This is a genomic window from Arthrobacter sp. JUb115 (genome assembly GCF_004365035.1).
GTDB lineage: Bacteria > Actinomycetota > Actinomycetes > Actinomycetales > Micrococcaceae > Glutamicibacter.
Genome location: NZ_SOBS01000002.1, coordinates 279,471 through 303,350 on the forward strand (window position 1 = coordinate 279,471; position 23,880 = coordinate 303,350).

22 protein-coding genes are annotated in these 23,880 nt (G+C 63.2%); 5 read left to right on the forward strand and 17 right to left on the reverse strand.

Annotated elements, in window-relative coordinates; genetic code table 11:
• Positions 1-11 precede the first annotated feature (11 nt).
• Genes EDF61_RS04485 through EDF61_RS04495 form a run of 3 tightly spaced genes read right to left on the reverse strand, consistent with a single transcriptional unit; the run spans position 12 to position 3,499 of the window.
• Positions 12-866 (reverse strand): MaoC family dehydratase, encoded by an 855-nt coding sequence (locus EDF61_RS04485; RefSeq protein WP_133833388.1) that lies wholly within the window; start codon positions 864-866, stop codon positions 12-14.
• Positions 867-2,204, reverse strand: a complete 1,338-nt coding sequence (locus EDF61_RS04490; protein ID WP_105661262.1) for a 3-oxoacyl-ACP reductase — start codon at positions 2,202-2,204, stop codon at positions 867-869.
• Complete coding sequence (locus EDF61_RS04495) at positions 2,204-3,499, reverse strand: acetyl-CoA C-acetyltransferase (RefSeq protein WP_133833389.1); 1,296 nt, start codon at positions 3,497-3,499, stop codon at positions 2,204-2,206. Before EDF61_RS04495 ends, EDF61_RS04490 begins: the two co-directional genes overlap by 1 nt.
• Before the next feature lie 75 nt (positions 3,500-3,574).
• Between EDF61_RS04495 and EDF61_RS04500 the strand changes: the two genes are divergently transcribed.
• On the forward strand, positions 3,575-4,234 hold the full coding sequence (locus EDF61_RS04500; RefSeq protein ID WP_105661260.1) for a TetR/AcrR family transcriptional regulator: 660 nt from the start codon (positions 3,575-3,577) through the stop codon (positions 4,232-4,234).
• A complete protein-coding gene (locus EDF61_RS04505; RefSeq protein ID WP_502699056.1) occupies positions 4,197-6,302 on the forward strand; it encodes an acyl-CoA dehydrogenase family protein in 2,106 nt (701 codons plus the stop codon). The genes EDF61_RS04500 and EDF61_RS04505 overlap by 38 nt, the downstream gene beginning before the upstream one ends.
• Positions 6,303-6,376: 74 nt before the next feature.
• Here the strand turns inward: EDF61_RS04505 and EDF61_RS04510 are convergent, their stop codons facing one another.
• Positions 6,377-6,835, reverse strand: a complete 459-nt coding sequence (locus EDF61_RS04510) for a VOC family protein (RefSeq protein WP_332504360.1) — start codon at positions 6,833-6,835, stop codon at positions 6,377-6,379.
• A gap of 212 nt (positions 6,836-7,047) precedes the next feature.
• Here EDF61_RS04510 and EDF61_RS04515 point away from each other — a divergent pair, with 212 nt between their 5' ends.
• Positions 7,048-7,263: a hypothetical protein gene (locus EDF61_RS04515; protein ID WP_105661258.1), complete on the forward strand. Its 216-nt coding sequence runs from the start codon at positions 7,048-7,050 to the stop codon at positions 7,261-7,263.
• On the opposite strand, the gene EDF61_RS04520 is transcribed toward EDF61_RS04515, so the two are convergent.
• Together EDF61_RS04520 and EDF61_RS04525 are read right to left on the reverse strand one after the other, a co-directional pair.
• Entirely contained in the window at positions 7,260-8,198 is a 939-nt protein-coding gene (locus EDF61_RS04520) for a dihydrodipicolinate synthase family protein (protein ID WP_105661257.1), read from the reverse strand. The two genes, EDF61_RS04515 and EDF61_RS04520, sit on opposite strands and share 4 nt — an antisense overlap.
• Entirely contained in the window at positions 8,195-9,139 is a 945-nt protein-coding gene (locus tag EDF61_RS04525) for a DMT family transporter (protein WP_133833391.1), read from the reverse strand. The genes EDF61_RS04520 and EDF61_RS04525 overlap by 4 nt, the downstream gene beginning before the upstream one ends.
• Between EDF61_RS04525 and EDF61_RS04530 the strand changes: the two genes are divergently transcribed.
• Positions 9,138-10,541: an aminotransferase-like domain-containing protein gene (locus tag EDF61_RS04530; RefSeq protein WP_133833392.1), complete on the forward strand. Its 1,404-nt coding sequence runs from the start codon at positions 9,138-9,140 to the stop codon at positions 10,539-10,541. The two genes, EDF61_RS04525 and EDF61_RS04530, sit on opposite strands and share 2 nt — an antisense overlap.
• 413 nt (positions 10,542-10,954) lie before the next feature.
• Here EDF61_RS04530 and EDF61_RS04535 read toward each other — a convergent pair whose 3' ends face one another.
• From EDF61_RS04535 to EDF61_RS04585, 11 genes are all read right to left on the reverse strand, one after another.
• On the reverse strand, positions 10,955-11,620 hold the full coding sequence (locus EDF61_RS04535; protein ID WP_105661254.1) for an ABC transporter ATP-binding protein: 666 nt from the start codon (positions 11,618-11,620) through the stop codon (positions 10,955-10,957).
• Positions 11,621-11,624: 4 nt separating this feature from the next.
• Entirely contained in the window at positions 11,625-12,896 is a 1,272-nt protein-coding gene (locus EDF61_RS04540; RefSeq protein ID WP_105661253.1) for a hypothetical protein, read from the reverse strand.
• On the reverse strand, positions 12,893-13,774 hold the full coding sequence (locus EDF61_RS04545; protein WP_133833393.1) for a hypothetical protein: 882 nt from the start codon (positions 13,772-13,774) through the stop codon (positions 12,893-12,895). The genes EDF61_RS04540 and EDF61_RS04545 overlap by 4 nt, the downstream gene beginning before the upstream one ends.
• A 441-nt stretch (positions 13,775-14,215) precedes the next feature.
• Complete coding sequence (locus tag EDF61_RS04550) at positions 14,216-14,776, reverse strand: hypothetical protein (RefSeq protein WP_105661251.1); 561 nt, start codon at positions 14,774-14,776, stop codon at positions 14,216-14,218.
• Positions 14,777-14,852: 76 nt separating this feature from the next.
• Positions 14,853-15,539, reverse strand: coding sequence for an N-acetylmannosamine-6-phosphate 2-epimerase (locus EDF61_RS04555; RefSeq protein WP_105657812.1), 687 nt, complete (start codon positions 15,537-15,539; stop codon positions 14,853-14,855).
• A 12-nt stretch (positions 15,540-15,551) separates the two neighbouring features.
• Positions 15,552-16,487 (reverse strand): ROK family protein, encoded by a 936-nt coding sequence (locus tag EDF61_RS04560; RefSeq protein WP_286172096.1) that lies wholly within the window; start codon positions 16,485-16,487, stop codon positions 15,552-15,554.
• A gap of 11 nt (positions 16,488-16,498) precedes the next feature.
• Complete coding sequence (locus EDF61_RS04565) at positions 16,499-17,446, reverse strand: dihydrodipicolinate synthase family protein (protein ID WP_286172097.1); 948 nt, start codon at positions 17,444-17,446, stop codon at positions 16,499-16,501.
• 43 nt (positions 17,447-17,489) lie between these two features.
• Entirely contained in the window at positions 17,490-18,284 is a 795-nt protein-coding gene (locus EDF61_RS04570) for an ABC transporter ATP-binding protein (protein WP_133833395.1), read from the reverse strand.
• Positions 18,281-20,302, reverse strand: a complete 2,022-nt coding sequence (locus tag EDF61_RS04575; RefSeq protein ID WP_502699057.1) for a dipeptide/oligopeptide/nickel ABC transporter permease/ATP-binding protein — start codon at positions 20,300-20,302, stop codon at positions 18,281-18,283. Before EDF61_RS04575 ends, EDF61_RS04570 begins: the two co-directional genes overlap by 4 nt.
• 2 nt (positions 20,303-20,304) lie before the next feature.
• Complete coding sequence (locus EDF61_RS04580; RefSeq protein WP_105657808.1) at positions 20,305-21,261, reverse strand: ABC transporter permease; 957 nt, start codon at positions 21,259-21,261, stop codon at positions 20,305-20,307.
• Between the two features lie 108 nt (positions 21,262-21,369).
• Positions 21,370-22,980 (reverse strand): ABC transporter substrate-binding protein, encoded by a 1,611-nt coding sequence (locus EDF61_RS04585; protein ID WP_133833396.1) that lies wholly within the window; start codon positions 22,978-22,980, stop codon positions 21,370-21,372.
• Positions 22,981-23,083: 103 nt separating this feature from the next.
• Here EDF61_RS04585 and EDF61_RS04590 point away from each other — a divergent pair, with 103 nt between their 5' ends.
• Entirely contained in the window at positions 23,084-23,842 is a 759-nt protein-coding gene (locus EDF61_RS04590) for a FadR/GntR family transcriptional regulator (RefSeq protein WP_286172099.1), read from the forward strand.
• Positions 23,843-23,880: the final 38 nt, after the last annotated feature.

Genomic DNA, 23,880 nt, shown 5'->3' on the forward strand with positions numbered 1-23,880 from the left:
AGCGGTGGAGCCTAGCTGCGCACCAGATCCAGCTCGAAGTGGGGCTTGGACTTGCGTGCATTCCACGCGTGGACCTTGTACCCATCGGCTTGCGGCTGGAAGGCCAGGTCAACCGATGCCGGAAGCACTACCGGGGACTTGAACTCGATGCTCCAGCGGTACGTTCCGTTAGCTGGTTCGATCCCCGCCAATGCCCGGGCTGCCAGGTAGATGCCATGGGCAATAGCCGCTGGCATGCCCAACGCCTTGGCGCTGAGCGCGGACAGGTGAATCGGGTTGTAGTCGCCGGCTACTGCGGCCCAACGACGTCCCGTTCCCTGATCCAGTTTCCAGCTCGCGGTACGCTGCGGTGCAGCAAAGGCCGGATGCGCGCTCTTCTCCGGTGTACGGCCCTCGAGCCGCACGCCTTTGGCCAAGAACGTGCTGCGCAGCAGCACCCGGTCCTGCCCGTCCACGACGAGGCGCATCACCAAGTCGGAGGTCGCCCCATGGGGATGGGCCGATAGGTTCTCGCTGTGCACCTCGATGTCAAAAGCCTCATCCTCAGCCAGCGGCGCAACCACATCGACCTGGTTGGACAGGTGGATCATGCCCAGCAGCGGCAAGGGGAAATCATCTTGCACCATCAAGGACATAGCCAGCGGGAAAGCCAGCGAGTGCAAGTAGAGGCTGGGCAGCACGCCGTTCATCGGCGCGCCTACGGCCTGGCGGAACTCGGCGAGTTTCACCGGATCGGCCTTGGCACCCTGGAAGACCAGGACGGTTTCTGGCAGCACCGGGTTCTTCGGCTTCCGCTTCAGGGTCTTCACGGCCTTGGCATAGACCGAGGCCATCGAGGGAATCGAGGTGACGATCTGCGCACCCATCTAGGCACCTACCAGCGATTGGCCGCAGACCCGCAGCACCTGGCCGTTCAACCCGGCCGCGGCATCGGACCCGAGGAAGCTAATCGCCTCGGCAACGTCTACCGGCAGACCGCCTTGCATCAGCGAAGGCAGAACCATGCGGGCAACGGTGCGGGTACCCAGCGGGATCTTCGCGGTCATCTCGGTCTCGATGAACCCCGGAGCCACAGCGGCGATGGAGCCACCATTTTCTGCAAACAGCTTGGCGCTGGCGTGCACCATGCCGATCACCCCGCCCTTGGAGGCTGCATAGTTGGTCTGGCCGCGGTTCCCGGCAATGCCGGAGGTGGAAGCCAGCGAAACGATGCGCAAACCGGGCAGCTTGGCTGCCAGGAAGGCCTCATTCATGCGCAGCTGCGAAGCGATGTTCACGGCAATCACCGAGTCCCAGCGGCCGGCATCCATATTGGCCAGCAGCTTGTCCCGGGTGATACCGGCATTGTGGATCACCAGATCCAGCGAGCCATGGCGGCCGATCGCATGGTCCATGATCTGCTGGGCGGCATCCTGGGCGGTGACATCCAGCTGCAAGGCGGTGGCGCCGATGGAGTTGGCGACCTTGGCTAGCGATTCGCCGGCAGCAGGCATATCCACCACAACCACCTGCGCGCCGTCGCGGGACAGCGTCTTGGCGATGGCCGCGCCGATGCCGCGAGCGGCACCGGTCACCACCGCGACCTTGCCGGCCAGCGGCTTGGCGAAGTCGGCAGGCAGCACGCCATCATTGGTGCGCACAGAAAGGAACTGGCCGTCCACGTAGGCGCTGCGCCCGGAGAAGAAGAAGCGCAGCGCGGCCAGCGCACTAGGGCTGGCAACGCTGGTGCCTTGGGCAAGCACGATGCCGTTGGCGGTGGCTCCACCGCGCATTTCGCGGCCCATCGAGCGCACGATGCCGTCGATGCCCTGGCACACGGCGGAAAGCTCCGGCGCATCGTCATCGCTGGCGGGACGGGAGAAGGCCACCACGCGGCCACCTGGCAGCAGCTTGCGCAACGCCTGGCCGGCCGCCAGCATCAGCGGCGACAGCTCGGTGGGGTGCTCGAGTTCATCGAGCAGCAGCACCAGGCCGCCGAGCTTGGCATCGCCGGCGTCGTGCCGGCGCACATCCAGCCCCCAGGCGACCAGGGTGTCGCTCAGGTCCTGGGCCTTGGACGAGGCACCGAGCACCAGCACCGGGCCGGGCAGCAGTGGCGCATCGGGGCTGTAGCGGCGCAAGCGCGGAGGACGCGGCAAGCCCAGCAGGGTGGCCAGCTTCTTGGTGATCCCGGAATTAACCAGTTCCATGTACTTGTCCGCCATTAGCTGCGAGCCTCCAGAATTGCGACGACGCCCTGGCCACCTGCGGCGCAGACCGAAATCAGCGCGCGACCCGAGCCCTTTTCATGCAGCATTTTCGCGGTACTGGCGATGATGCGCCCGCCGGTGGCGGCGAAGGGGTGCCCTGCGGCCAGCGAGGAGCCGTTCACGTTCAGCTTCGACCGGTCGATGGCGCCCAGCGGGGCATCCAGCCCCAGCTTCTCGCGGCAGAATTCCTCGTCCTCCCACGCCTTGAGCGTCGAGAGCACGGTGCCTGCGAAGGCCTCGTGGATCTCGTAGAAATCGAAGTCCTGCAAGGTGAGGTTGTTGCGCTCCAGCATCCGGGCGGTGGCGTAGGCCGGAGCCATCAGCAGGCCCTCGGCACCGTGCACGAAGTCCACTGCTGCCGCTTCGAAGTCCACGAAATTGGCCAGCATCGGCAGGTCGTTGGCTTGCGCGTACTCTTCGCTGCCCAGCAGCACGGCCGAGGCGCCGTCGGTCAGCGGGGTGGAGTTTCCGGCGGTCATGGTCGCCGCATCGCCCAGGTTCCTGCCGAAGGCGGGCTTGAGCTTGCCCAGCTTTTCCATGGTGGAATCGGCGCGCAGGTTGTTGTCCTTGGACAGGCCGTTGAACGGGGTGACCAGGTCATTGAAGAAGCCGCGGTCGTAGGCGGCCGCCAAGTTCTGGTGGCTGGCCAGGGCCAGTTCATCCTGGGCCTCGCGGGTGATGCCCCACTTCTTGGTGGTGATTGCCTGGTGGTCGCCCATGGACAGGCCGGTGCGCGGTTCGCCGGTGCCGGGGGCTGCGGGGGCCAGATGGCCTGGGCGCAGCTTGACCAGCGCGGCGAGCTTGGCCTTGGTGCTGCGGGCGCGGGAAAGCTCCATCAGGATGCCGCGCAGCGCATCCGAGACGGCGATCGGCGCGTCGGAGGTGGTGTCCACGCCGCCGCCGATGGCGGAATCGAGCTGGCCCAGCTTGATCTTGTTGGCCAGCGAGCCGATGGCTTCCATGCCGGTGGCGCAAGCCATCTGCACGTCATAGGCCGGGGTGGCGTGATCCAGCGAGGAGCCGAGCACCGATTCGCGGATCAGGTTGAAGTTCTTGGAATGCTTGAGCACCGCGCCGCCGGCGACGGCGCCGATGCGCTGTCCCTGCAGGCCGAAGCGGGCGACCAGGCCCTCGAGTGCTGCAGTGAACATGTCCTGGTTGGACGCATTGACGTAGGCGGTATTGGAACGGGCGAAGGGAATGCGGTTGCCACCGATGATCACGGCATTGCGCACAGAGGGCTGGCTCATGTTCGTTGAACTCCTACAAATATTCTGGTGTGACAAGTATTACTGCAACCAAGAGTACATGATACTGTGAGTTACGTGAACAAGATCACTGGGGAAATCGACCGCGAGACCGACGGCCGGGCAGCTCGCTGGCAAGCGCATCGCACCGCGCGCCACGAAGAACTGCTCAAGCTGGCGCGCAAGGCCGTGCACAAGCTCGGCCCGCAGGTCTCCATGGAAGACATCGCCAATCACGCGAAAACTTCCAAACCGGTGTACTACCGGTACTTCGGCGACAAGGAGGGCCTGCGCCAGGCACTGAGCGCCATGGTCATCAACGACTTCCGCGAACGCGTCATCGCCGCAGGCCTGGCCAAGGAAGACGAAATCAGCGCCCTGCACGCCATGGTTTCCTCCTACCTGGAGCTGGCAGCCAACAGCCCGAACCTGTACTTCTTCGTGACATCGGCCCCGCGCTGCGCCGACGATGAATCCGCTGGCGCCCTGAGCACCTTCTTCGAAGAGGCATCCAGCTTGATGAGCGAACGCCTGCTCAAGCTCTATGACCAGCGCGCCACTTCCGCGACCCTGGAGTTGTGGCCGCGCGCGGCGCTGGGCATGGTCCGCGCGGCCGGCGAACAGTGGCTGCGCCAACCGGATTCCGCCAACAAGCCGGCATTGCCGTCGCTGGCCGCGGAACTGACCAATTGGCTGGCCTATGGCATCGCCTCCACCCGGACCCCGAAAACCAACTGAAGCACCCAGGTGCACTCCCAACCCGACTCACCACCGAATAGAAAGACACGTCATGAGCGAGAACCGCATCAACGTCAACGCCCTGTCCGAACAGCTCTTCGGCCCCTATGCCGAAATCCGCAAGGCCTCTCGCGCCCGCGCCGCGGACCCGCAGCTGCAGCGCGACCCGCTGCTGGGCATGGATGAGCACCGCGAACGCGTTCTGGGCCAGCTGGGCATCCTGGTGCAGCAGGAAGCCGTCCAGCGCGCCTTCCCCACCGAATTCGGCGGCAAGAACGACCACGGCGGATCCATCGCCGCCTTCGAGGAACTGGTCGCCGCGGACCCGTCGCTGCAGATCAAGGCCGGCGTGCAGTGGGGCCTGTTTGCCGGGGCGATCCTGCACCTGGGCACCGAAGAGCACCACAAGGCATGGCTGCCCGGGGCGATGAACCTGGACACCCCCGGCGCCTTCGCCATGACCGAAATCGGCCACGGCTCCGATGTGGCCGCAGTTGCCACCACCGCTACCTACGACGAAGCCACCGATGAGTTCGTCATCCATACTCCGTTCAAGGCCGCCTGGAAGGAATTCCTGGGCAACGCCGCCCTGCACGGCAAGGCCGCCACCGTCTTCGCGCAGCTGATCACCAAGGGCGTGAACCACGGCGTGCACTGCTTCTACGTGCCGATCCGCGATGAAGCAGGCAACTTCCTTGAAGGCATCGGAGGCGAAGATGACGGGCTGAAGGGCGGGCTGAACGGCATCGATAACGGCCGTCTGCACTTCACCAACGTCCGCGTGCCGCGCACCAACCTGCTCAACCGCTACGGCAACGTGGATGAAACCGGCACCTATTCCTCGCCGATTCCCTCCCCGGGACGCCGCTTCTTCACCATGCTCGGCACCCTGGTCCAGGGCCGCGTATCGCTTGATGGCGCCGCCACCAACGCCTCGAAGATCGCCCTGCAGATCGCGATCACCTACGGCAACCAGCGCCGCCAGTTCAACTCCACCTCGGACACCGAGGAAACCACCTTGCTGGACTACCAGCGCCACCAGCGCCGGTTGATCACCCGCCTGGCCCGCACCTACGCTGCCTCCTTCGCCCACGATGGGCTGCTGGAGAAGTTCGACGCGGTCTTCTCCGGGCGCGAGGACAGCGACACGGACCGCCAGGATCTGGAAACCCTCGCCGCGGCGCTCAAGCCGCTGAGCACCTGGGACGCGCTGGACACCCTGCAGGAATGCCGCGAAGCCTGCGGCGGAGCCGGGTTCATCGCCAAGAACCGCTTCACCCAGCTCTATGCAGACCTCGATGTCTACGTGACCTTCGAGGGAGACAACAATGTGCTGCTGCAGCTGGTGGGCAAGCGCCTGCTCACCGACTATGCCGCCGAATTCCGCAAGCTCGATACCGGGGCCATGGCCCTGTACGTGGCCAAGCAGGTGGGCACCACTGCCCTGCACCGCTCGGGCCTGCGCAGCGTCGGCCAGGCGTTCGCGGATATCTCCGATGAGCGCAAGAGCGCCAATTTCTTCAAGGACCCGGAGAACCAGCGCGCTCTGTTCACCGACCGCATCAACGCCAAGGTCGCCGAGGTGGCCAACGCCCTGCGCGGTGCCGGGAAGAACAAGGCCAAGGCTGCCGCCGCATTCAACGAGAACCAGGACCTGCTGATCTCCGCGGCACGCGACCACGGCCAGCTGCTGCGCTGGGAAGCATTCACCGCGGCATTGGAGAAGACCGGGGATCCGACCACCAAGGAGGTGCTGACCTGGTTGCGCGATGTCTTCGCGCTAACCCTGATCGAGGATGACCTGGGCTGGTACCTGGCCAACGGCCTGCTCTCGATGCAGCGTGCCCGCACCCTGTCCGGCTACATCAACCGCCTGCTTGCCCGCCTGCGCCCGCATGCCCAGGACTTGGTGGAAGCCTTCGGCTACACCCAGGACCACCTGCGTGCCGATATCTCCTCGGGCGGCGAAGCCGAGCGCCAGGATGAGGCCATGGAGTACTTCCGCAAGCTGCGCGCCAGCGACAATGCGCCAATCAGCGAGAAGTCCTTGCAGAAGGCCAAGCGCTAGAGCCAACGAGCAGGTGCCCGGACCAGGGGGATTTCCCCCGGGCCCGGGCACCTGCTGGTTAACGACTGCTTCGCCTAGTTTCCCAGCCGCTGGGCCAGGGCTACCGTCAGCCCTTCGGGGCCCCGCACATAAGCCATTTTCCAGGCGCCTTCGTATTCCCCGACGCCGCCGATCAGTCCATAGCCCCGGGTTTCAAGGCCGGCGACCATCCCCTGGAGGTCATCTACCTCGAAGGCGATCGAGCGCAGTCCCAGTTCGTTGGCCATGGCGTGCGGGTTGCCCGGTTCATGGGCAGGCTTCTCGAAGCTGGCCAGCTCGATGCCGACCTCCGAATCCGCGGACTTGAGCATGACGACATTCGTGCGCGAGCCCTTGACCCCGCACACGGTTTCCAGGAACTCCCCTTCCATCCCGTCGACCCTGCCCTCGACACTCAAGCCCAAGCCGATGAAGAAGCCAGTCACCAGCTCAAGGTCTGCAACGGTGACGCCGATATGGTCAAAACGGATGATTCGCGGCATGGTGGTAGGCACCCTTTCGCTCCTAGATGGCCAGGCAAAGATGGCCAAGTTCGCTGGTTAGCCACAGGGTACGCCCACCGCGCGCCCGGAACCAGCCCGCGAAGAAGACTCCATGGAACTTGGAATCCGGCCAGCAGTGCGATCCCTAGTGGTGCCAATGCCAGTACTTCAAGGATGAAGAATGGAACCGCGGGGCGGAATCCGCCTGGGTGCTGATTTGTCTCGTGATCCGCCCCGCATTCCGCGGGCGGATCATTTCAGGGCAGTTGCCTGCTGCCGCGGTCGAGCATGCCCGCCCCACCGATACCGGAATCACCTACAAGGGCAGAGAGGGCCTATTTTCCGGCATCTTGGCCAGTTTCGAATCTGCCGGCTTCACGATCATGAATCGAAATCGAAGCCTCGCACTGGCCGAACAGGGCCGCTGGCCACCCAGCTAGAGACTTGCCTGCCCCAGTCCATCGAGCACCAGCGCCACCCTTGCCCGCTGCTCCCGGTTAAGTCCCTGGACCGGCAAGGGCAGGCAATTGGGTGCTGCCAGGCCCAGGTGCTCGGCAATGGCGGCACTGACGCGCAAGCTGCCGCCGCATTGCGCCATCAGGTCCCACAACGGCCGCAGATCCTCGGAAACCGCTAGCGCCTTCTGATGGTCTCCGGCCTGCACCGCACGCGTAATTCCAAGCATCGGGGCCGGGATCGTTCCGCCCACCGCGGTAAACCACGCGTCGCATCCTGCGATGAGTCCGGCTGCCCCGAACGCATCGCCCGATACCCCGATGCCTACGTGATCGGGAAGCACCGCCCGAATCGCCGCGACATGCGCCAGCGCATCCACCGGATCGGCCGGAACCCCCGGAATCTTGATGGAAATGATCCCCGGCAACTGCGCGATGCGCGCATAAAGCCCGTTGCTGAAGGTGAAATGCGTTGTCCCAGGGTTGTCATAGACAACGACCGGTAAGTCGCTGCGTTCGGTCGCCGCCCTGAACAGTGCGAAGACTTCATCATCGTCCAGCCGCTGGTAGCCCACCGGGGCGAGCAGAACGCCGGCCGCACCGGCGGCCTTGGCGTCGTCAATATGCGCCAGGACGTGGGCCGTGCGCATGGCGCCGACTCCAGCCAGCACCGGGATCCCCGTTGCATGCTGCACCGCCAACCCGATGACGCGTTCGCGCTCCGCGCGGTCCAGGTACATGTACGAACCGGTCGAGCCCAGGACGGTAATTGAATCCACCCCGGCCGCAACCAGTCGCTGCACCAATCCGATGAATGCAGGTTCATCGAGTTGGTCATCATTCATTGGGGTCAGCGGGAAGGCGCTGAGCCCGGTCAAAGCGGTGACTGGCACTGCGCCAGTTTTCGTTGATGATTTCATGATGCGCCATCCTGTCTCATGTGCTGGTTCCTCGATCTTACGGCCAGCAGCGCGCAGGCGATGACCGCGCAGCCGCCAACCACGGTGGGCCAACCGATTTGTTCGTGCAGCAGCATCCCGGCCCAGCAGATCGTCATCACCGGCTGCGCCAGCTGCACCTGGCTCACTTGCGCCATCGGGCCGATGGCCAATCCGCGATACCACGCAATGAAGCCGAGGAACATGCTCACGACGCCAAGATAGGCGAATGCCGCCCACTCGCTGAATGTTGCCGTGGGCGGTTGCTGGAGCGCCGAGACGGTCGTGAGGGTGATCATTACCGGTGAGGCCAGGACCAGCGCCCATGAGATCGTTTGCCATGAACCGAGCTCCCGCGAGAGCAGTCCGCCTTCGGCGTAGCCGATAGCGCAAGCGAGCACCGCCCCGAAGAGCAACCAGTCGGCCCCGTGCAAGCTGCCCAGCCCGCCTCCTTGCAAAGCGGCAAACGCCAAGGCTGCCAATGCCCCAGAACCAGCCGCGATCCAGAATCTGGCACTGGGTCGTTCCCTGGTTCGCAGAACAGCGGCTGCGGCCGTCACTGCAGGCAGGATGGCGATCACTACCGCGCCATGGCTGGCCGGAGCCGTGGTCATCGCAAAGGATGTCAGCAGGGGGAAACCTGCGATGACTCCCCCGGCGACGACCAGCAGACGCCACCATTGCGACCGTGTCGGAAGTTTCTGGCCGGTGCTCCAGAGCACGGCAACAGCCAGCATTGCGGCGATAACGGATCGCCCCGCGCCGACGAACAGCGGTTGCAGATGGCCGCTTTCCACGGCGATGCGGGTGAAGGGCACGGTGAAGGAGAAGGCGAGCACGCCCAGCAATCCCCAGATCAGCCCGGTAACGCCCGAGGATAGCGGTTGCCGCGAAATGAGAGTAGCGGTACTATCTAGTTTCATGTTTAACAGTAGCAGTGAGCGCCTGGTTGCGGTACTGCGCGAATGGATTGCGACAGCCCCCGCCGGGAGCCAGCTGCCCTCCACCCGTACTCTGGTGGCGGATTATGAAGTCAGCCCGGTCACCGTGCAGAAAGCGCTGCGGATCCTCACCGGCCAGGGCATCATTGAATCGCGTCCGGGTATCGGCACCTTCGTTCGCAGCCACCCGGTGGCCCGGGCGCACGACCATGCCTGGCAAACCGCGGCCTTGGGCGTTGTGCAACGGCCCCTGCCTGAACTCGCCTCCGCCCAGCGCGCTACGCCCAATGACGTCATATCCCTGCAGTCGGGCTATCCGGATCGAGACTTGCTGCCAGAACGACTGGTGCGCAGCGCCTTCTCGCGGGTCGCGCGCAGCGATGCGGTGCTCCAGCGCACCCCGGCCGCGGGGCTGCCTGATCTGCAGAGCTGGTTCGCATCCGAGCTCGGCGCCATCACCGCCCCTGGGCTGAGCGCGCCGGCGGCCAGCGACGTCGTCGTCCTGCCCGGCAGCCAAAGCGGGCTGGGCTCGATCTTCCGCTCACTGGTTGGGGCCGGCAAGCCGATGCTCATCGAATCGCCCACCTACTGGGGTGCTATCCTCGCGGCCGCGCAAGTCGGCGTGCAGCTCGTCCCCGTTCCCGCCGGTCCCCACGGCCCGGACACCGGGCAGTTGGATCGCGCTTTCGAGCAAACCGGGGCCCGCGCCTTCTACGCCCACCCGAATTTTGCCAACCCTTCCGGGGCCCAGTGGTCGCCCGAAGTTTCCCAGCGGGTGCTGGAAATCCTGAAGAATCGTGGCGCTTTCCTGGTGGAAGATGACTGGGCGAAGGATTTGGGGATCAATGCCGAGTCTTCACCGATGGCCGCCAGAGATGACAGCGGCCATGTGGTGTATCTGCGCTCCCTGACCAAAAGCGTGTCCCCGGCGGTCCGTGTTGCCGGCGTCATTGCCAGAGGGCCAGCACGGGAACGGATCTTGGCCGATAACCAGGCCCAATCCATGTATGTCAGTGGTGCGCTGCAATCCGTCGCGCTTGACGTGGTCACCCAGCCCGGGTGGCGCACCCACTTGCGCTCGGTGCGCCAGCAGCTGGCAACGCGCAGGGATCTGGTGCTCGACGCCCTGGCGCAGCATCTGCCCGAAGCACATGTCGAGCAGGTCCCGCTGGGCGGGCTGAACCTCTGGGCAAGGTTGCCGGATGCCACTAATCTGGTGCAGCTGGTCCGCGACTGCGAAATGCGCGGCGTGGCCATCTCGGCCGGAGACAGCTGGTTCCCCGCGGAACCGACCGGACGCTTTCTGCGGTTGAACTTTGCCGGCCCGAACCCTGGAGCCTTCAACCAGGGCGTCGAGATCATCGGCCAGGTGCTGCGCGCCTAGGTCCAATGCGAAGGGCTAACCAACATACCTGGTCTTCGTAGGGCTGTGCGAGGGCCGTGGGGTGCCTATAGGGCTCCAGCGATCATCAAAGCGACAAGTCCTGCAAGGCATTCGCCACCGTTGCAGCATTCAGATTGATACATAAGTGTTGCATTTCTGGTTATATATGAATATTCCAGCCGTCAATTAGCTTGAAAATAACACAATATGAACTGAAAGCATTTGTTTCGATGCAAGAAGATAAATTCTCTGACAAAAAATAAGCCCAGAGAAGAGACTCGACCGCGAGAAATCAGATACGTAAATCTCAAATAAACCAATCTAGTGTTATGCATCGGAATAATGCCGTGATGTTTTAGGAATTTATTAATCAGAATATTTCTTTAGCCTAGGATTATCGATTAGAATCGACACTAGACTTCAACTACTTTCTTACCTGTGATAACTACCTGCCTGGCGCAACGTTGAGCTACTCGTTCACTATGGGTTGCAATAACGAGCAAACTTCCACGAGCGCGAAGAATGTCGAATAGATCCAACACTTCATTTTCCGTCTGCTCGTCGAGCGCCCCGGTTGGCTCATCCGCAATTAGAATTGCTGGAGATTTAACGATTGCGCGGGCAATCGCCACACGCTGAGCTTCGCCACCTGAGAGTCTGCCGACTCTATGATTTTCGTACTTACTAAGACCTACATGACCGAGTGCGTCTGCTGCCGGGTCGCGGAAGGCGTTCTTATTCCCGCCTAGTCCCAACATGACATTTTGCAAGGCGGTCCGCTCAGGTAGCAGATCATAGCGTTGCGTAATTACGCCGACATTCGCCTTGCGAAAGGCCGCCATCCTCGATTCCTTATGCTGGAGAATTTCTTCGTTAAAGCGAAATTCCCCCATATAATGAGTATCAAGACCGGCCAAAATTTTAAGTAAGGTACTTTTTCCCGAACCACTGCGTCCGAGGACGGCAATTGAAGCATCGTTCTCATCTGCTTCAAAGTTCGTGTTCTGGAACAGTGTATGGGGTGTGCCGTTAGCCTCACGAAACCCTTTGGATAGGCCTCGAAGTTCGATTCTTGTCATGTCTCTATGCAATCTTTCTTTGAAAGTACAGTTTGGTCGACCTGGTAGCAGCAGCAATATCAACACAAGCAGCAACGGCAAAAATCAGAATAATCCAGCCGACGGCTGATGAACCCTCATTGGGTAAAACTTGATAAACAGTGAGGAACAACAGTCCGATTGCGGCCCATTCGATGAGCACAATCATCCCCATCCACTTCTGCAACTCCAAACAAGAAGTTCCAATTATCCACCGTAAATTGAGGACAGTACGCCGACGACGGAAATTGAATGCACTCAGCGCGCACAACACGAGTCCGCCAACTATTCCTAAAGCAACTTGAAGGAAGGCGACTAGCCATACATTATCAAATAGCATTGTTCGCATCAGGGAATATTGAGTTAAATATTGAGGCACACCTATAAGTGCATAGTTCGTGAATCCAGTTTCCCGCCCGATCTGGTCAAGATGCTTGAGGATATCGTTACCGGACATGTCTTTCGAGGCAGTAAAATCGCTGTTGATCATTGCGAAGGACAATATCCCACCAAAATCTAGATTCGTCTTCGCTATCCCACGTAGTGTTTTTGGATACGGGATGACAATGGTGTCATCAAGGAAGTGGTCTATATCGTCTTGGTAGAACATCGAAGAGTGCGGCTCAAGGAATCCAACAACTTTGAGTGAGAACGGTTCCATGTAGAACATGCCGTCAAGTGTGTCATTGACACTGTAAATACCCCTGTAGTCCGCACCAAGCAACACTGGGATCTGGCCAGAACTGTAGTCAATATTCTCCCAATCAGGAAGTTGCCCCTCGTCGACCGTCAAATGCGAAAATTCAAACGCTTCCTTACTCATCTGCATTGACCGAACCTCCAGTGTCTCGCGCCCTGTCAGCTGATCGACGTAAACGCCGCCATTAACATAGTCTCCCCCAGCCCAAGCATCGAAAGACTCACTGCCTTTAAAATCAGCAATCGGTATAGGTTGATTGAAAGACGACAATAAGTTCACGAGCTTGCTCTCATTGAGTTTCTCGTAAAACTCTCCAATTTGATCTAGTTTTTCTGGGCTTTGACGAACTTCTGTGAACTCATTGGCATCGATAAAAGTATCTGTCACACGGTAGAGATCTTGATTGTTTCCATCACTAAAGCTTTTGATAATCGCGTTCTGCGTTGACGCTGAGAAACTGATAGTGCTGTATAAACCCGTTAAAAACAGCACTACGATAACAGCTTTTGTTGCAATAGCAAGCCAGTTTCGACGTAGATCAAAAATGAACTCGTTCATTTCATTCCTCCGTTCCTAACCACAAACGACGTCGTGAAAGAGAGAATGAACATAGATGTCAGAAGCACATGCGAGTAGAGAAAATCTTGAAACAATAAGCTAGCTCGACCCGCACTAAATAGAATTAGCGTCGGTACTATTGCCGCCACGATCCAGACTGTCGTGTACGAGAGAATATGTCGTGACAACAAAAATGCGCGGGTGCGTCCCCACAACCGATCTACCGAATCACGCGCTGCACCCCAGGTATGCGTTAGATACCCTAAAATACCTGTCCCAGTGATTAGCAAAACCACAGTAAGCATATTCATGATGGGAGAAATGAAATCAATATTAGTTCGCCTGGAGAGACCTGATTCAATCGCACGCGTATTCTCGAAACGTTCAGTAATCCGATCGGCGTCTGGTCCGTCAACGACGAATCGACGCTCACCTGGCTCCTCAAACAACTGTGGATCGTAAATAACGATTTCGTCGGCTAACAGGCTCTTGTCCCGTGCCCCTAATAAACCAGCAACTTCATATTCTTTTCCCAGTATTACGATCTCGGCGCCCACAGCTTGGAGGTTGGCCCCTACTAATGCCCCCGGACGACTATCGGATACATTCCAACGGATATCGTGCAGTGGTAAAGATCCAGACACGTCCGTTGTCGAAAATACGGCACGAATATGATCATCGTCAGCGAGCGGTTGGAAGATGGTTACATCCAACCCATCGCCCCGAGCGTAATCGATTGCTGTCGATGGATCACCGCTCAACTCGATAGCTCTGTTCGTATATAGTGAGTTTGCCTCCTGTAGGGTGGTAGCCTGTATGGCGCGATAAGACAGCATCGCTAGATCCAACAACAGCAACAATCCGGCAAACGCGAGCACCAGAATTATGGGTTTTGATCGCAAGGTACACTTTCACATTTGGCAGGTGGGGAGATGTACTCATATCTCAACCCACCTGTGTCGGTTATATCTTCCGGAAGATGTTATCTACCATAGTAAGTTCTAGCGGTGCCTGGGTCTATAAGAATCCCGCTTGAGACGGCATACCGCCGCCAAGGCAAATTGATCCCATTACCATGGGAGCCACAGATACGACCTGAAACACCATCGATAGTGCTGCCCTTCTCCTAGTCGTGCACGCGTGGAGTGATAAATGCCGGACCAAGTCGTACAAGGCGGGTTCTGACGGTCGTTGCAACTCCTGTTTGATCAAGGTGTTGCAACGACCGTGAGAACCCGCCTCCTTTCCGGAAGTAGAAAGAAGGCCCCGGTGAATGAAAAATAATCTCATCCACCGGGGCCTGTTGAACTCTTTGCTGGCTACAGTCCGTCTACCTCGACCAGGCCGCGGCGCGTAGGCACCGGGGCAACGTGCGTGCCGTTGGCCGCCACGCGCTGAACCGACAGCAACCGCGGCGGCGCGCCGTCGGCGGTTTGCAGGATCCACGGACCGACCATCAGGTAGCCGCGATCATTTTCGGCCTCGGTGACCACGCCGGTAATCACGAAATCACCGTAGGGTTCCTGGCTGAAGGATGCGGCAACCAAATCGCCGTGGGACAGCTCGGAAACTTCGACGTCTTCCGGGGCGAACTCGCCTTCGAAGACTGCGGGGAAGGCGCGCACGTCCTTATCAGGCTGGCGGGCCATGGTTTCGCCGCCGTCGGCGTCTTTGGCTTTCTTCTTGGCAGCGGCCGCGTTCAGCCCGCCAACCATGACGTCGTCGAGCACGGTGGCGTGCGCGGCACCGGTGATCAGGAAGTTGCCGAAGCGGGCGGTCTTGTAGAGCACCGAGATCACGTCCCCGGCTTCCACCTCGCCGAAGGCCGCTTTCATGCCGGCTACATCGCGCTTGGAAGGGCCCTTGATAAAGACGTCCACGGGGTGATTCTCCGATTCTGCAGGAATTAGGTTCTGCGCTTAATCGTAGGCCAGTTGCCAGCCACGAAGAAAACGCCTAGCCTCGCAGGGCGGCGTCGAACCATCCGGTAATGCTCGCCGGATGGGTGATTGCGGTGCCCACCACCACGGCGAACGCGCCGGCATCCAGCGCGGCTTTGGCCTGCGCCGGGGTGTGGATCCGGCCCTCGGCAATCAATGGCGGCTCCAGGCCCGCTGCTGCGATCTGTTCCAGCAGCTCAAGGTCCGGCCCCTCGGTCTTGTCCCGTTCCCCGGTGTAGCCGGCCAGCGTGGTGCCGATCAGATCGGCCCCGGCCTGCGCGGCAGCCAGCGCGTCGTCCAGCGACCCGCAGTCGGCCATTACCAAGGCGGCAGACCGTTCGTGGACCGCGCTAATGGTTTGCGCCAGGCTCTTGCCGTCGGGCCGTTCGCGGCGGGTGCCGTCCAGGGCCACGATGTGCGCCCCGGCGTTGGCCACCGCCAAGGCGTGGTGGATGGTGGGGGTGATGAACACGCCCTCATGGCCGTCCTTGAACAGCCCGATGACCGGCACCTCGACGGCCGAACGGGTGAATTGGATATCCGCGATGCCCTGCACGCGCACCGCGCCGGCGCCTCCGATCACCGCCGAGGCAGCCACCTGCGCCATGGTCTGCGGGTGGCGCATCGGCTCCCCCGGATAGGCTTGCGCCGAAACGATCAGCCGTCCGCGCAGGGCTTGCAGTGCTGCTGCCGAAAGCAACATGTCTTTCTCCTCTTAGTCTTGTGGCCAGAATAGGCTGGCCGCCCCGATCAGGGCGGCATCGGTTCCCAAACGGGCAGGTTCCAGCGCGGTGCCGCGCACCAGGTCGATGGCGCTGGAGGCGAAGCCCTCGCGCACACCCTCCCACCAGATTCTCCCCGCCCCGGCCATCCCGCCGGCAATGACGATTTTCTGCGGGTCCAGCACGTTGGCCAGCGATCCGGCGGCGGCGCCTGCGGCCAGGCCTCCGGTATGCACTGCCCGATAGGCCAAGGCGTCGCCGGCTCCGGCCAGCGCGGTGACCGCCTGGGTGTCGCGCACCTTCGGGTTGCCGGCCAATCGCTGGTAGTGCCGGTGGATCGCCGGCCCGGCGGCGATCGCCTCCACATGCCCGGTGCGTCCGCAGGAGCATTCCAGCCCGGTGGCGTAAGCCGAATCGATGTGCCCCATATGCCCGGCCACGTGGTGGAAGCCGGTGACCAGCTGGCCGCCGTGCAGGTAGGCTCCGCCGATTCCGGTGCCGATGGCCAACAGCATCATCTGGCCGGTTCCCCGGCCTGCGCCGAAGCGGGCCTCGCCCAAACCGTGGGCGTGCACGTCATTGACCGCGCGGACTCCCAGTCCGGTGAGCCGTCCCAGTTCGGCCGCCATGTCGGTGCCGGCCCAGCCCGCCAAGGTATCGGTGGCCGATACCACCTTCGCGGTTTCCGGGTCGATGACCCCGGCGGCGCCGATACCCAATCCGGCCGGCTGCGCCGAGCATGCACCGCGCAGCTGCTGCACCACGCCGGCCATGGCCGCGATGATTGCGGCGGCGCCTTCGCGGGCCGGTGTGGGTGCTTGGCTGCGCGCGGTGATGGTGCCATCGCGGCGCACTACGGCGCCGGCGATCTTGGTGCCGCCCAGATCCAGGGCGAGCACCTCGCCGGCGCCTGCTAGTTGTTCTTGCACTGGGCCAGGGCCTACTTGGCGGCCACCGGCAGCAGGCCGGTTTCGGCCAGGATCCCGCGGATCGCGGCGGCCTCGGAGGCATCCAGCGACGCCATCGGGGCGCTCATGGCGTTATTGGCGATGATGCCCAGTTCCACCAGGGCGGTCTTGAAGGCGCCCAGGCCCGCAGCCCCTGGCGACACCCGGGAAGCATCCGGGGTGTAGACGATGTCGAAGACGCGGGCCAGGCGGTCCTGCTCGGCCGCGGCGCCGGCCCAGTCGCCGGCCACGGCCAGCTCGAACAGGCGGCGGTAGCCAGCTGGGTCCACGTTGCCCAGGCCCGGGACCACGCCGTGGGCTCCGCCCAGCAGTGCCCCGTCGACGACGACCTCATGGCCGGTGAACACCGAGAAGCCCTCGATGTCCTTGGTGGCCAGCAGCAGCTGGCGGAAGGACACGTCGTCGCCCGAGGAGTCCTTCACGCCCACGATGGCGCCGGACTGCGCCAGCCGGATGGCCACATCCAGCGGCAGCTTGTGGTGGGTGCGCACCGGCACGTCGTAGGCGAAGATGTCGACCTGCAGGGCGTCGTGGATGGCGGTGAAGTGCGCTTCGATCTCCGGGCCGTTGGAGATGGCATAGAACGGGGTGGTGACCACCAGCGCGTCGGCGCCCAGGGCGATCAGGCGCTGGCCCTCGTCGATGACGCGGGCGGTGGTCTGCTCGCTGGCACCGACCAGCACCGGCACGCGGCCAGCGTTGGCGGCCACGATCCGGGCGAGTACCGCGTCGCGTTCGGCATTGGCCAGGTAGGGCACCTCGCCGGAGGAACCGAGCACGAACAGGCCGGCCACTCCCCCGTCGATCAGGTGTTCCACCACGGCATCCAGGCCGGCGGCGTCAATGGCGCCATCGGCGGTGCGCGGGGTGATGACCGGCGGGATGACGCCGGAGTACTTCGGGTTGTTCGTGTAAGCCACGGGAATTCGGTCTTTCTCTAGGTGCCGCAATTGCGACGAATGGTTAGTGCTCCAGCAGTGCCGGGGCAGCACCCAACAGGGTGCGGGTGTAGTCATTGGTGGGCGCGTCGAATACCTGTGCGGCATCGCCTCGCTCGACGATTTGCCCGGAGTTCATCACGCAGATGGTGTCCGAAACATAGCGCACGGTCTGGATATCGTGGGAGATGAACACCATGCCCAGGTTCAGCTCGGATTTCAGGTCGGTGAGCAGGTTCAGCACCTGCGCCCGCACCGAGACATCCAGCGCGCTGGTGGGCTCATCGGCCACGATCACCGCAGGTTCCAGGGCCAGCGCCCTGGCGATGGCCACGCGCTGGCGCTGGCCGCCGGAGACCTGGCTGGGCAGGGCCGAGGCCGCCGAGGCCGGCAAGCCCACCACTTCCAGCAGTTCCAGCGCCTTGGCCTTGCGCGAAGCATCGCTGCCGATGCCATGCACGCGCAGCGGGTCGGTGAGCGTGTCCATGATCGACATGCGCGGATTCAGCGCGGTGGCCGGGTCCTGGAAGACCACGCCCACGCTGCGCCCGAACTCCTTGCGGCCTGCGGCATTGCGCTTGCCCACCGGCTTGCCGTTGAACAGCACCTGCCCGCTGGTGGGTTCCTGCAGTCCCACCAGCACCGAGGCCAGGGTGGACTTGCCGCAACCGGATTCGCCCACGATGCCCACGGTCTGCCCGCGGCGCACCGCGAAGTCCACCCCGTTGACGGCCTTGATCAGGCGCGGGGAGAACAGCTTGCCGCCGCGGATCCTGTGGTGCACGTGGATATCCTGCAGCTCGATGATCGCGTTGCTCATTTGCTGGCTCCTTGAAGGTGGCTGCCATTGCCCTGGTGGCTGGCCCAGCGGTGCTCGCTGCCGGCGCCCACCGGGACGAAGGACAGGTGCTGGTCCGGGTCGGCGCCGGCACGCTGCGAACGCTCGGCGAAGCGGTCGCCGGCGGCGAAATCGTACGGGCTGGGGACGGTGCCCGGGATCTGGTGCAGGCGTTCGGCCTTCGACTCGATGGAGAGCACCGCGCCGAGCAGGCCCTGGGTGTATTCGTGATGCGGGTCCGAGAGCACCTCGCTGATCGGACCGGACTCCACCACCTGGCCGGCGTACATCACGGTGACCCGGTGGGCCAGCGAGGCCACCAGCGCCAGGTCGTGGGAGACGAAGACCATCGCGAAGCCCAGCTGCTCGCGCAGCTCGTTGAGCAGGTCGACCACTTGCTTCTGCACGGTGACATCCAGCGCGGTGGTCGGCTCGTCGCAGACCACCAGCTTGGGGCTGCGCGAGAGGGCCATGGCGATCAGCACGCGCTGGCGCTGGCCGCCGGAGAGCTCATGCGGGTAGGAGCGCAGGGTGCGCTTGGCATCCAGCTTGACCAGGGCGAGCAGTTCCTCGGGGGTCTTGCGCCCGCCGCGGCGGGTGAGCTGGCGCAACTGGTCGCCGATGAGCATCGAGGGGTTCAGGCTGGACAGCGCGTCCTGGTAGACCATCGCGATCTGCTGGCCGCGCAGGCCCTTGTAGACCTTGTCGTCCCCGGCCCGGGTGCCGCCATCGGAGGTGGCCGGCAGCAGTTCCCTGCCCTCGAAGGTGATGGAACCGGAGAGCTGGGCGCTGCCCGGCAGCAGCCCCATGATGGCCAGCGAGGTGATGGACTTGCCGCAGCCGGATTCGCCCACCAGCGCCATGGTTTCGCCCTCGCGTACCGCGAAGGAGACATCCTGCACGATCGGGGTGTCCCCGTAGCGCTCCGGGAAGCGGATGGACAGGTTCTTGACCTCCAGGATAGTGCGCGGCGCGCCCTGGGAGGTATCGAGCACCAGGCGGTCGGTGCGCTGGGCCTCGGCCGCTGCCAGCAGGTCCAGTTCCCCGCGCAGCCGCTCGGCGGCCTGCGGGTCCGCGGCCGCCTTGGCCTTGGCCAGCGCAGGTTCGCCGTTCTTCTTCGCCTGCTTCCTGGCCGAGCCCTTGGTGTTCACCAGCGCATCGGTCATGCCTTCGGCCAGCATGTTCAGCGCCAGCACGGTCAGCAGGATCACCAGGCCGGCGAAGGTGGTCGCCCACCACGCGCCGTTGAGCACCAGGGTGCGGCCGTAGGAGATCACGTTGCCCCAGCTCGGGGCCGGATCCTGGATGCCTGCACCGAGGAAGGAAAGGGATGCTTCGAGGATGATGGCGTCGGCCACCATCACGGTGGCGAAGACCATCACCGGGGCCGCGCAGTTGCGCAGCACGTGGGTGCCCAGGATGTAGAAGCGCCCGGCGCCGATCACGCGTTCGGCGCGCACATAGTCCTCGCCCCATTGGGCCAGCACGTTGGCACGGACCACCCGGGCGATCTGCGGGGTGTAGATGATCGCGATGGACAAGATGATCACCGGCAAGGTGTTGCCCAGCGAAGCCAGCAGCGCGGCGGCCAGGGCGATGCCCGGGAAGGCCATCACCATGTCCATGATGCGCATGATCGTCTCATTGGCCCATTTGGCGCTGGTGGCGGCCAACGCACCGAGCAGCCCGCCCATGACCAGTGCCAGCGCCACCGACCCCAGGCCGACCAGCAGCGAGGCTTGGGCGCCGAAGAGCAGGCGCGAGTAGATGTCGCGGCCCAGCCGGTCGGTGCCGAAGAAGTGCTCGGCGCTCGGCTTCTGCGCCGGGATTCCGGTGGCCAGCGGGTCGTGCGGGGCGATCAGCGGGGCGAAGAGGGCCACCGCGGCAATGGCCAGCAGGAAGGCCAAGGCGATTTTGGAGCCTGCCGGCAGCGCCTTGAAGCGGGCGCCGGACTCGGAAAGGCGGTTCACGAGGTTGTTGCGTGGGGCCATGATGCTCATCCCTACACCGTCCTAATTCGTGGGTTGATCAGCAGGTAGAGCAAGTCGACGATGATGTTCACGAGCACGAAGGTGATCGCGATGGTCAGCGTGACGCCCTGGACCAGGTTGGTGTCCTTGTTGGTAATGCCGTTCATGATCAGCTGTCCCATGCCGGGCAGGGAGAAGATCATCTCGATGACCACCGCACCGCCCAGCAGGTAGCCAATGCGCAGCCCGAGCACGGTCACCGGGGTGACCAGGGCGTTGCGCAGCACGTTCTTGGAGATCACTTCGCCGCGCGGCACGCCGTTGCCGATGGCGGTGCGCACGTAGTCGCGGTCCAGTTCCTCGACCATCGAGGTGCGCACCACGCGGGTGAGCGAGGCGGAGACCGGGATGGCCAGGGCCAGGGCCGGCAGCGCCATATGCAGCAGCCAGGTGCCCGGGTCCGATCCTTCGGGGGCCGCTCCCCCGGAGGGGAACAGCGGGCTGGAACCCAGGGCGAACCACTGGATGAGCAGGATGCCCAGCCAGAAGGACGGGGTGGCGATCGCCGCGATGGAGAAGATGCGGACCAGCTGGTCCGGCCAGCCATCGCGGTACAGTGCACCGAGCAGGCCGAAGGCCAGCGAGATGACCACGGCGATGACCACGCCCAGGAAGGTCAGCTGCAAGGTCAGCGGGAATGCGCCGGCGATCATCTGGGAGACCGATTGGGCTGGCGGGGTGGTCAGGCCGAAGTCCAGGCGGATGAGCCGGCCGATGAAGCTGATGTACTGGACCACCAGCGCGTCGTTCAGGCCGCGTTCCTCGCGGTAGGCCTCTTTGGCGGCCTCGGAGGCGCCCTCGCCCAGCGCGGAGGTGGCTTCATCGCCCGGGGCCAGCTTCATGATGATGAAGACCATGGCGGAGATGCCAAGGACCATCACCGGCAGCGCGGCCAGGCGGCGTAAGAGCAGGTTGAGGAAATTCCCCATGGAGTAGCTCCGTCGAGTATCGAAGTGTGCAGGTCATTGCGCTGGGCGGGCCGGGAGGCACGGCATGGGTGCCGTGCCTCCCGGCCTGCTGCGCGGGGCCGGGGCCAGCTAGGCCTTGCGGTTCACGCCGACAAAGGAGATGCCGGTGGTTGGCAGCGGTGCGAAGCCTTCCAGCGCGTTTTCGTCCCAGGCCGATGGCAGCTGGCGGTGCAGCACCGGGTAGAGCGGGGCCTGGTCGGCGACGATGTTGATCGCCTTGCCCCACGCCGCCATGGCCTTGTTCGAATCATCGGTCTGGATGGCCGCGTCCAGCTGCTTCTGCAGCTCCTTGTATTCGGGTGCATCGTTCCAGCGGAAGCGGTTCTTCGGCCAGACATCGCCTCGGTAGAACCAGCTCATCAGCAGGTCCAGGTCGTTGCCGAAGACCGATGGGTCGCCCGGGGCGGCCACCACCGAGAAGGTGCCGCTGTCCACGTTGTCGGTGTACAGCGCGCCGGACTGCAGGTTCTTCATGGTGACCTTCACGCCCGGGATCTTGTTCCAGGATTCGAGGATCAGCGGGGCGATGTCCTTGACCCACGAGGTGTCGGTGGTCAGCAGCTCGAATTCCAGCTTGTCCACGCCGGCTTCGGCCAGCAGCGCCGCGGCCTTCGCCGCGTCGTAGCCGTAGACCGTATCCGCCTTGATGTACTGCGGGTGGCTTTCTTGCACATAGGAGCTGGCAGCCTTGGCGTTGCCCAGCAGCGCGGTGCTGATGATCGACTCGGTGTCCAGGCCGTAGTGCAGTGCCTGGCGGACCAGCGCGTTGTCGAATGGCTTCTTGGCGCAGTTGAACATCAGGAACAGCAGGCCGAAGGAATCGGCGCTCTTCACCGTGGCCTTCGAAGCCAGGCGGTCCATATCCAGGTACGGCACGTCCTCGATGGCCTGCACGCGGCCCGATTCCATGGCGGTCACGCGGGCGGCCGCGTCGGAGAGCAGGAACCAGGTCATGCCGCTGGCGGTCGCCGGGTACTTGCCGTTGTAGTCCTCGAACTTCTCGAAGACGATCTTGTCGTCCTTGGTGGCCGAGACCAGCTTGTACGGGCCGGTGCCGATCGGTGCGGCGTCGAAGGCGGCCTGGTCCTTGGAAGCCACGGCCTTCGGCACGATCTTGACCACCGAGATGCGGGTCGGGAACAGCGGGAAGGCGTAGTTCAGCGTGAACGCCACGGTCTTCTCGTCCTTGGCCTTCACCGACTTGATGAAGGGGATGAACTGGGCGAACAACGAGGCGTTGCCGGTGTCCAGCACCCGCTCGAAGGAGTAGACGACGTCCTGGATGGTGACCGCTTCCCCGTTGTGGAAGGTGGCCCCGTCGCGCAGGGTGATTTCCCAGCTGGTGTCGTCAATCTGCTTCGGCTCCGCCGCTGCCAGCGCCAGGTACGGTTCACGGGTGGCCGGGTGCAGGTCCACCAGGCCTTCGAAGATGTGCATGTTGGCGGCGAACGGGGTCGCGCCGGAGGAGGTCATCGGGTCGAAACCGGTGGACAGGGCGTAGGAAATGCCTGCCTCGATGGTGCCCGTGCCGGCAGCTGCGGTGCTGCCCGCGCCACCGCTGGCTCCTGGGGAGCAGGCGGCCAGGCTGGCCGAGAATGCCGCAGCAGCGCCAACCATGCCGGTGATCTTCAGGAAATCTCGTCGTGCAAAGGGCTTGTTGGCTACTTCGTTCAAAGCCATTCTTGCCACCTCCAGGAAAATGAGTGAGTGTTGTAGGACGTAGGATGTCCGATCTATGGTCTAGACTGTAGTGGACGTCACGCCGCATGGTCAACTGCGTCACATGAACTTCTCCGCCCGCCGAGGAAAGCAGGATCCGTTGAGCACGATGCCAGCCCGCCGATCAGATGCCCGTGCCCGCCTGCGCGCGCTGACCAATGACATCACCGCGCTGATCCTGGAACGCGGATTGCTGCCCGGGGACCCGCTGCCCACCGAGCAGGAACTCATGGCCGAGCTGGGTGTGGGGCGCAACTCCCTGCGCGAGGCGATCAAGGTGCTCCAGGCCCTGGGCATCATCGACACCCGCCACGGTTTCGGCATGTTCGTGGCCCAGGAAAACCTCAACGCCCTGCATGACTCCCTCGCCTTCCGCGGGCAGATGTCGCTGCGCCACCATGGCCATGAGGCCAGCGAGCTGGTCGATGTCCGCCAGGCACTGGAAACCGGCCTGATCGGCCTGGCCATCCGCGCGGTCACCGACGAGCACCTGGAGGCCTTGGAGCAGTGCGTAAGCCAGATGGAGCAGCACGCGGCGCGCGAGGAGACCTTCGTCGAGCAGGACAAGGCCTTCCACCGCATCCTCTTCGAGCCGCTGGGCAACCAGCTGCTGACCAACCTGCTCGGAGTGTTCTGGGATGTCTACCGCACCATCTACGATGCAATCGACTCCGATCTGGAAATCACCCAGCCGGCCAAGACCGCCCAGGACCACCGCGATATCCTCGACGCGGTACGCGCCAAGGACGTGGAAACCGCCCGGCAGCTGATCTCCGAGCACTTCCACGGCATTCGCGCCCTGCTGGCGAGCCGGGAAGTTTAGCAAAAAGAACCCTAAAGCATTCCTTTCACAGCTAAGCT